This is a genomic window from Bacillus sp. JJ1503 (assembly GCF_036965125.1).
In the GTDB taxonomy this organism is placed as follows: domain Bacteria; phylum Bacillota; class Bacilli; order Bacillales; family Cytobacillaceae; genus Cytobacillus.
This window is the reverse complement of sequence record NZ_JBALOZ010000129.1, coordinates 1-8,281: the sequence shown is the minus strand read 5'-3', so window position 1 is coordinate 8,281 and position 8,281 is coordinate 1. Positions and strand designations below refer to the sequence as shown.

The window sequence follows — 8,281 nt, the reverse complement described above, 5'->3', positions numbered from 1 at the left end:
TGATTATAGTTCGCAAGGATAATCTTTTTTAATTCCATGTTTTTCCCCTTAAAATGAAGTGTAGACTTAATTTTAGAAAAATTGTGAAGTTTGCACTGCATTTTTATTACTATAACACAATAACACATTTCGACAATATATACAATAATAATTCTGAAAATTCATCAAAAATTGATTGTTACTTATATTTAAATGGTTCGTAACATTACAGTTGACCAATTGATACCATAAAAAAAATGCAGCCTTACAAGAAGGTGCATCTAAATAAGTTTATTTAGGAAAAATGACTGAAAGAATTTTATCCATTTTCATACCAGATTCGACTTCATAAATGCCAGGGCGCAGCTCGTTTGATAACCCTCGCTTTTCTACTTCATTTGAAAATGTTCTTGCATGATCAATGATTTTTGCTCTTTCTAGGCTTCTGCCGACATCAATGCTTGTCATACCTGAAGAAACGTTTAACACTGTGCGATAGACAACCTTATTCTCTTTATTGTCTTTAACTTCTTCAGTTTCTGTCGCCTTCTCTTCGTCCGCTTGGTCTGCGAGCTGCTTCCATTCTTTTTCTGTATAAATAACATAACCTTCTGATGAAAGCTTGTCCTTCATCTCTTCATTCGATAGTTTTTCAACTTTATTATTTGTAGTTGCTTCAGTTGGACTACTAAAGTACACAATCCCGCACAAGGTCGCTGCTGCCACTAATCCACCTGCAAAGCTGCGCATAGATTTAGACGTCATTTTCGACCTTGCCCCTTTCCTCTTTTTGCTTTATATAGGAAGCTAAAAGGCGTTCTGCCTCATCTGTACTCATCTGTTTTTCCATAGCAATGCTTTCATAAGAATACCCGCGCCTATGTAAATCGATCAGCTCTCGAAGCAACAGCCTTTTCTCATAAGGAATTGCTTCATTGCCTGCTTCTTTTGCTGTAATTTCAGCATCGATTTCGAGACTTTTAATTTGCTGTTGAAGCTGATACACTTCTTCCATTAATGAGAAGGTAAGTTGATCTATTTGTTGTTCAAGTCTTGATGAAGATTGCCCAGATTTATAAAACGATAAAATGAGCAGCACAATTGCTGCAATAAATAATATGGCTAATGCCCATCCCATCATTTATTCCTCCCTTACTATTTGAATAACTCGCATGTTAAATTATACATGATGTATGTAAGATTTCTATTTAAATAAACAAAACAGATCTATTGTCATAGGTTTATGGCAAATTTATGCGCGGTTAGAATATTTTATTTTAAGTGCCTTTCCCTGCCAGTGTAAATCTAGTAAATTAGTCACAATCAATTCTTAAAATTAAAGTATTCAGAAGTGTAAAAGTTGAAAAAAAAGTAATAAGCTACCCAATTTGTATGAGTAGCTTCTCTTAATCTATATTTTTCTTAACTGCGCAAACTTCCTTTCAACCAAGGCCGATCTCGATAGGGGCCAATCGGAATTTGGATAAGACTGGTTTTTTCAGTAGAATCCAGCTGATAAATCTCGTCACATGCATTCGCATCAAAATCGAGAAGCGGGTGCCCCCCCATTCCGTTGGCTAATGCCGCTATCAGTAATCGCTGTACCAACATACCCGCTTCCATTTGCTGGATACGATATCCTCTATATCCAATTGCTTCAATTAAATGATCCTTATCCCCTACTACATGCAGGCAGAGAGGCACTTGAAACAAATTAATATTCGGACCAGTCAATCCGCTTTGCAGCCTGAAGCGGTGATCTCCAGGATCTATCGATCGAAGTGAATGATCACTACTGTCATAATAATAAGCGCCATTTGGAATGCCTTCAACATTATAAAAGCAGCCATATAAGGAAACACGCGGCTTGTTCTTTATATGAATTTCATCCAAATCATTTCGATACGAAAAGGAAGCAGCCGCCTCATTCAGCAGATATGCTAGTTGAATGGGGCTTACTTTTCCCAATACAAAATCCAAGTCAGGTGAATATCGCTTTTTGCAGATTGAAGCTAGATCATACGACAAGCGTTCAACTTGTGGCAGAGATACAGCTTGACCGTTCCGATGCACACGATCTCTCGACTGGATCTTTCGAAACGACTGTGTTGTTTCCATCATAGATGCTTCATTTATCCTTGTTAACATCGAATAGTCTGCACGTCTCTTTGACCGTTGAAAATGATGATGATGAATCTCCGGCAGCTCTCTGCACAATTCTTCAGAAGTGATTACCCCGTCTTTGTCCCCTAGGTTAGAAGTCCAATTTGTTGGTTCAATCGATAGAGGTATAACTGCATACACGCTTTCCTCCTGTTCGGGCAAACCAAGCAGATGATTCAATGTCCGATCAAGAAATTGATAATATACCCCTGATGCGTAGCCAAAACGTTTCGACACTTCCAGCAGTTGCCCAATTAGCACACCAGCATCCAACCCTTGCAGCCGGTAGGAAAAGTTATGATACTTAAAGAAATTTTTCCAAAACATATTCGAAACAAAAACAGTGCCAAAACACGCAGACATATCACAGCCATTCCCAAGAGCCTTGGCTATATATGAATCGAAATTTCCTTCTCGCAGCAGCACTAACCGGTGATGTGCCACGTCATAATGGTACACACCAACAGGCAAATCCTCCAATTTTAAATACATATATAATTCGTTTGGATACAATCCCCCGCCGGAAGGAATGAATCGCCTATACGAATGCATTAGTTCCATTCTGTTTTCTGTAGAATCTAATGGAGAGACTGATTGGGAAAATTGGTTAAGGCCATTCACATACCATAGAAAATGACCGATTGTGCGAAGGTCAAGCTTTTCAGGTATTCCCCTTCCTTCTAGCATAAGCGGTACTTCTAGAGATAACGGTACTACCGGTAAGTCACGGTAGAGCTTATATGCTAATGGCGCATCAGCCCAATCTGCTTCCCAGCCCTGCGGAATTATCTTTTCAATATCAAAATGGAGATTGTGCAGAAATGTCTCAAGATTCATCTAACTTACCTCCCAGCAACCGCTTATGGAAACGGATGCGGATATGGATTGAGCTGCTCATATGTCAGCGGATGTTTCGAGTAGCCAAGTTCCATTGGTACTGTTAACACTCTATCCAGCCCGAATACACGGGTAAGATGGTGTCCGAATGTCATCGGCAACATTCCCGGAATCAGCACTTTAACGCAATACAATCCGTTTCGTTTCGTTTCCGATGCCGTCTGGTCCACCACAATGACATCTAGATTTAATCGGCGAAAGTCCAGCAGAATATCCCGCAAATCATCGGTCAAGTCTTTATGCTTGGAATTCCATTTGAATTCCTCGTCAAACGTCCTCATTGGACGGTTCTCGTTCAGCAAAAACTTCAGGCGCTCTTCCGCTTGCGGTAATCCGTAAAGCATCCCATGATGATTCATTTTCCGTACAAGTGTAGAATCTTGCAACATTCGCACATACTCTTCTTTGTTCGCTTCAAAATCCGCGTCAAGAGTTAGCATCATGCCTGCCAATTCGTAAACCGCGCTTTTCGCTGCTCGTACTGGGTCCAAATGTGCACCAGCAGCGCAAATAATATTTAGTCCCTTTTCTTTCTTGTTTTTCGCCAATGCCAATACGCTTGGAATTCCATTCTCCATCGTCGAGTTATAAAAATACAATTCATATCCTGCAACCGCACGTGCACGTTCGATCATCAATTGTAATTCTTGGTCGTTTGCGGAATAAGGGTCAAGACGAGGGAGTGGTAGCTGGGCGTACCAAGTCATCAAAAATGAATCACGCTCTACCACTTCCATTATTCCATAGAAAATGGCCTCCTCTAAACTTCCTCCCAAAGCACATCCGTTGGAAGTTTCATAGACAAAGCCCTCATCGCAACCCAAACTGTAATAAGCAAGCAGCTCTGGAACTAGAATCGGACGCTCTTGCATAAACGAATAGCCCCATACCCAATTCATTGAGCGTTCGGAATGAAACGGTTCGAACGGAAAATCAGGTAGTGAATACTGATCCTTAGTGTGTACGCCTACTTGGAAAGGATTGAGTGCTAGATGTTTTAGGTTTTGGAAACTGTCATAGACGACTGTCCGCTTTCCATGCGGAGACAAACCGCAGTACCTCTCCAAGCCTTCTAAAATAGCTGTCGATTCACTTACCGCATATGAATTGGTCCTGCCTCCCACTCCTTCGTCTCCCGAGAACAACGGCAAATTGACACCTACATCGGCAAATGGTGTCTTAATGTCACACATTTTTCCATTTAAAAAGCCAGTCCGATGGTCCAAATAATCTTTGACAAGAATTTTATTCAGTTCATCCATCGATCGGGTGCGGTAACTATCATGACTGATTTTCGGGCTGGGCTGCAGCGATATTTGGGCCTCAGTCGCTGAATCGTCAGGTAATTGTCCACAAACTGCACACAAGGAGTCCGGCAAAAAGAATTGCCGTGAACTATTCAATGTTTTTAGATTGATTAATAATATATGATTTTCCAGGCGCGACTTATCACCTTGCAAAATGCTTTCCACCTCTGCTTCAATTAGGTGGGTCATCTGTAAAATTCCCGTTCGCGATGCCCAAGGATCACGCGGTTTTCCTCCTTGGTTAACAAGTCTCTGCTCAATCTCCCACATCTCATTACGATCTCGTCCGGCCATAAGACGTCTAATGTTTGCACACTGGGAACACCCTGGCTTGCCTTTTTGAACCAAGGGGCCGACAACTCCCTCTCCGAATGAAACGAATCCTCGCAGCCAAGGGATACCGGTTATTTGCGATAACTCTTCTGCCTTTTGATGAACTGAGGGATTCCAAGTATCATGCAATACAAGAACCAATTTAGCCGCTTGTGGTAGATCTGTCTCAAAATCAGCTAGGCGAACGATCTCGTATTGAGTGGATAGTTCTGCAGAAACGCTGTCTGCCAACAATCCTCTTCCGACAACTACTACGACAGCACTCACTGGGATTCCTCCTCCCGTATCATCACACCATAAATCCCTTCCAGTCCCATTTTCAAAAATGGTTCCATCTCTACTTCGAAGACAAGAAGCTGCTTGTGGCTTCTTTCTAACGTTTTTATTGCTAAATGAAGCAAAGCTGGTTCTGTAGGCACTTCACACTCATGAATAACAAGGCTTCGATGCTCACTTTCTTCCAGACGTACGCTTGAAACCTCCACCACCTTTGTCGTAAGGAAAGCCGAATCATTTTGTACTATCATAATCACATGTTGCAGAACATTTCGTAACGCCCCTGTGATATTCAACCCTACACTGCCATACCAGCTTCCGTTCGTACCAATCCATACTACGGGGAATCCGGCCAATTCCTCCCCTAAACCTATTATTGGTTCTCCCCTCATCATCGTTAGTGCCTGAAAATAATAACGACAACGCTCATCCTCTATCTCACTTAAGTACACCCGTGAGACAGAATTTTTCTGATGGACCAATTGTTTGTTTAGTTCCATTTCCAAACACTTTTGCAATCCGCGGCCAACACCTTCTGCAAATGTTTCCCCGGCTCCAAAACCAATATTCTTCTGGTCTGTTAAACTGCTAACCACACCATTGTGTAGGGGCAGAGAAGTAATGAGAAGATTAGTAGTTTGTGATACATAAGCCTCGATTCCTGACAGTCCTGCTTCTTTCAGTGCCTCTTCATGTGTCAAACCGGTAACAATCATCTCAGGCAACAGCTCTGCTGGTCCTTCCGACAGCAAGTCAACTGCCTGAACACGACACTGAGCGAGCGGCAGCTGCTTTAAGTCCCCCTCTTCCCAAATATGAAAAATGCCTGATTCAGCTGATGTTAACTGGCTAAAGAAAAAGAGTAATTTACTCGAATCACCTTTATTCATGCTACGTTCAAGCCATGAATCTATATCTTGTACCCATTCAGCAGACACACCACTAGCGACCAATGGGTGTGGCACGAAGGAATGCCAGCTTCCTTCCAGCGTATTCAGATTAAGCAGGAAAATTTGATTATTCTGTTCCGATTCCCTCACTTTCGTACTCTCTTTGAATAATTCAAACACGATTACATTAGCCAACATCGCTCCCGCAGTAGATGAGAAGGCGGTTAACTGCTGGTCTCTAAAAAATACAGATTGATGGATACGGTTCCAAGCTGACTCCCAGCATGCACTAGAGTCTGGATGCACCAAAGGACCTGCAAGTCCCACCTGGTCTAGGCAAATAGCTGGTATAAACACCTTCTTTTCTTCCCTGCAAATCCTATGAAGATCCCGCAGTTCCTCTATATCATCCTTTTGCGAGATATACAAAATTGATTGATAATCCTGCACAATTTCACGCCATGAACTCTCGCTTTTATCCTGAAGGATGACCTCCTCTACAGCTATTTCATGGTCTGATTTACGTGCATGTTCCTCCAATTCTGTTATACGCCGTCTATTTGTCTGTACCGAATCCGTAATTAGTACATGAAACTTTGGCAAGCCTGATTCAAGTAAAGCTGAAACCAAGGAAACAAAAAAAGGACCGGAGCCAACTGCCAAAACCTTTGCTTGACGATAGACTTGAAACCGGTACGCACCCGAGTCACCGAAACTGTCTAAAAATTCTATTTGAGAAGCATGCTTATTACGTATCTGATCCGTCAGTTGATGTGGACGATCTTGGCTTACATCCCTTACAAACCCGTTTTGATAAAGCACTTCTGCAATTTCATACACCCGATCCCGATATGGATCCGGCAATCCGTCAGTCAAATTAGCCAACGTGTACTCCCCGTTGAACATAGGCACCAGCTTTTCAACCCACTTATCAATCATATTGCCTTCCATCCGAAACGAACATAGGTTATTCCGAAAATATACTCCACTGTTGTGATCTGGGAAAAAAAATGTATCCCCTTTCACTCTCAAACGCATAGACGGGGTTAAATTCGTCATTTCGCTCCTCCTTACTCGTGAGCTGTACTTCAATCACCATATTATTTTCACTATTACCCTATGTACCGAAATTTGTCCTATATGTCTCATCTTTTAGAGAAAAGCCCCGGCAAAACAACTTTGCGGGGGCAAATCTTCTCCATTGGCAACCATGTTTTTCGATAAAATACTAAAAACTGATTAACGGCAACGTCCGAAACCGCCGCAACGTCCGAAACCGCCGCAGCGTCCGAAACCACCGCAGCGTCCGAAGCCGCCACAGNNNCTAAACCAAAACCAAAACAAGAACCAAAACCCATAGTGCCAAATTGTCGATCCATGGATTCCTGATATGGATCCCAAGGAATTGCCGCGTTTGCGTAGAAATCACCAACATTCAACATTTGGAGATCTCTTTGAAAATCATACATTTGCATAGCCTCCCTATTTTTTATACAGGTGTCTAGCAACAAGGAATAATCACAGCTTAGCCATAATGAATAGGTTAACGCACCTATACCTTTCCTCAACAAATTATGTAATGCGTTTGGGTATTGTTACCAAAGTAAAAGCCTATTTTAATTGCCAGATCACTATCTATTAAAAAACATCCAGGACACATGTTATGACCTTGGATGTTCAGAGTTATTTAAAATCTTTCAATTTTTCAATGTAATTTTTCACCAAATTTAAAATAGACCATTTAAATTTGGCTGTCCTTCTATTTAAATATTCCTCTTTACTAATGCTTTTTGCATCATCACTAATTCATTAGCCAGCTCTTTAATACGATATAATATATCCTCATCTACTATTTCATTTTTATCATTAAAATGACTGTGGTTTACGTAAACATAGCTTGGCGCCACATAACAGCGGTAATATCCGGCAATTGGCCTTAACTGATTTTCTATTACGAGGTAGTGCTGATAGGTCCCTCCATTAGCTGCAAACCCCATCACCTTATGTCTGAAAACGGATGGGGGCAATAAATCAAAAATATTTTTTAATGGCGCGGGAAAAGAACCATTAAAGATTGGAAAGCCTATTAAATAAAAATCCGCCTCAGAAACAGCTTTCACCACTATTTTCGTATCATTATTGTATAATTCCGGTTTTCTGCCATCACAAAATTCTACTTCATAATTTCGTAAATCAAGAAGTTCTGTATCAATTTCAGGGTGTTTTGTTTTGATTATTTTAAGCACTGAATCTACTAAAACGGCAGTTTTTGACCCAATAATTGTTCCTGAAATACCTAGTATCTTCATCTTAAAAGACTCCATCCCATATAATATTTTTCTGTAAATCCCCTCATATTTAGCTTACAGCTTCCAGCCCCATTTTATGCTTTTCAGAAATAAAACGAGTTTCTTTAGTATTAACCTTGTATAAAAT

The 8,281-nt window shown here is 41.1% G+C and carries 6 protein-coding genes; all 6 read right to left on the bottom strand.

The features are described 5' to 3' along the window. Positions 1-270: 270 nt before the first annotated feature. The gene (locus tag V7149_RS11335; protein ID WP_335345736.1) at positions 271-744 is read right to left on the bottom strand and encodes a hypothetical protein; all 474 of its coding nucleotides are present in this window, start codon (positions 742-744) and stop codon (positions 271-273) included. After that, positions 734-1,120: a hypothetical protein gene (locus tag V7149_RS11330; protein WP_335345735.1), complete on the bottom strand. Its 387-nt coding sequence runs from the start codon at positions 1,118-1,120 to the stop codon at positions 734-736. Before V7149_RS11330 ends, V7149_RS11335 begins: the two co-directional genes overlap by 11 nt. A 281-nt stretch (positions 1,121-1,401) precedes the next feature. Continuing rightward, positions 1,402-2,979 (bottom strand): SagB family peptide dehydrogenase, encoded by a 1,578-nt coding sequence (locus V7149_RS11325; protein ID WP_335345734.1) that lies wholly within the window; start codon positions 2,977-2,979, stop codon positions 1,402-1,404. Positions 2,980-3,002: 23 nt separating this feature from the next. Continuing rightward, on the bottom strand, positions 3,003-4,946 hold the full coding sequence (locus tag V7149_RS11320; RefSeq protein WP_335345733.1) for a TOMM precursor leader peptide-binding protein: 1,944 nt from the start codon (positions 4,944-4,946) through the stop codon (positions 3,003-3,005). Next, positions 4,943-6,904 carry a putative thiazole-containing bacteriocin maturation protein gene (locus V7149_RS11315; RefSeq protein WP_335345732.1) on the bottom strand — a complete coding sequence of 654 codons (1,962 nt, stop codon included), beginning with the start codon at positions 6,902-6,904 and terminating at the stop codon, positions 4,943-4,945. Before V7149_RS11315 ends, V7149_RS11320 begins: the two co-directional genes overlap by 4 nt. Positions 6,905-7,608: 704 nt before the next feature. Next, positions 7,609-8,154, bottom strand: coding sequence for an NADPH-dependent FMN reductase (locus tag V7149_RS11310; protein WP_335345731.1), 546 nt, complete (start codon positions 8,152-8,154; stop codon positions 7,609-7,611). Positions 8,155-8,281: the final 127 nt, after the last annotated feature.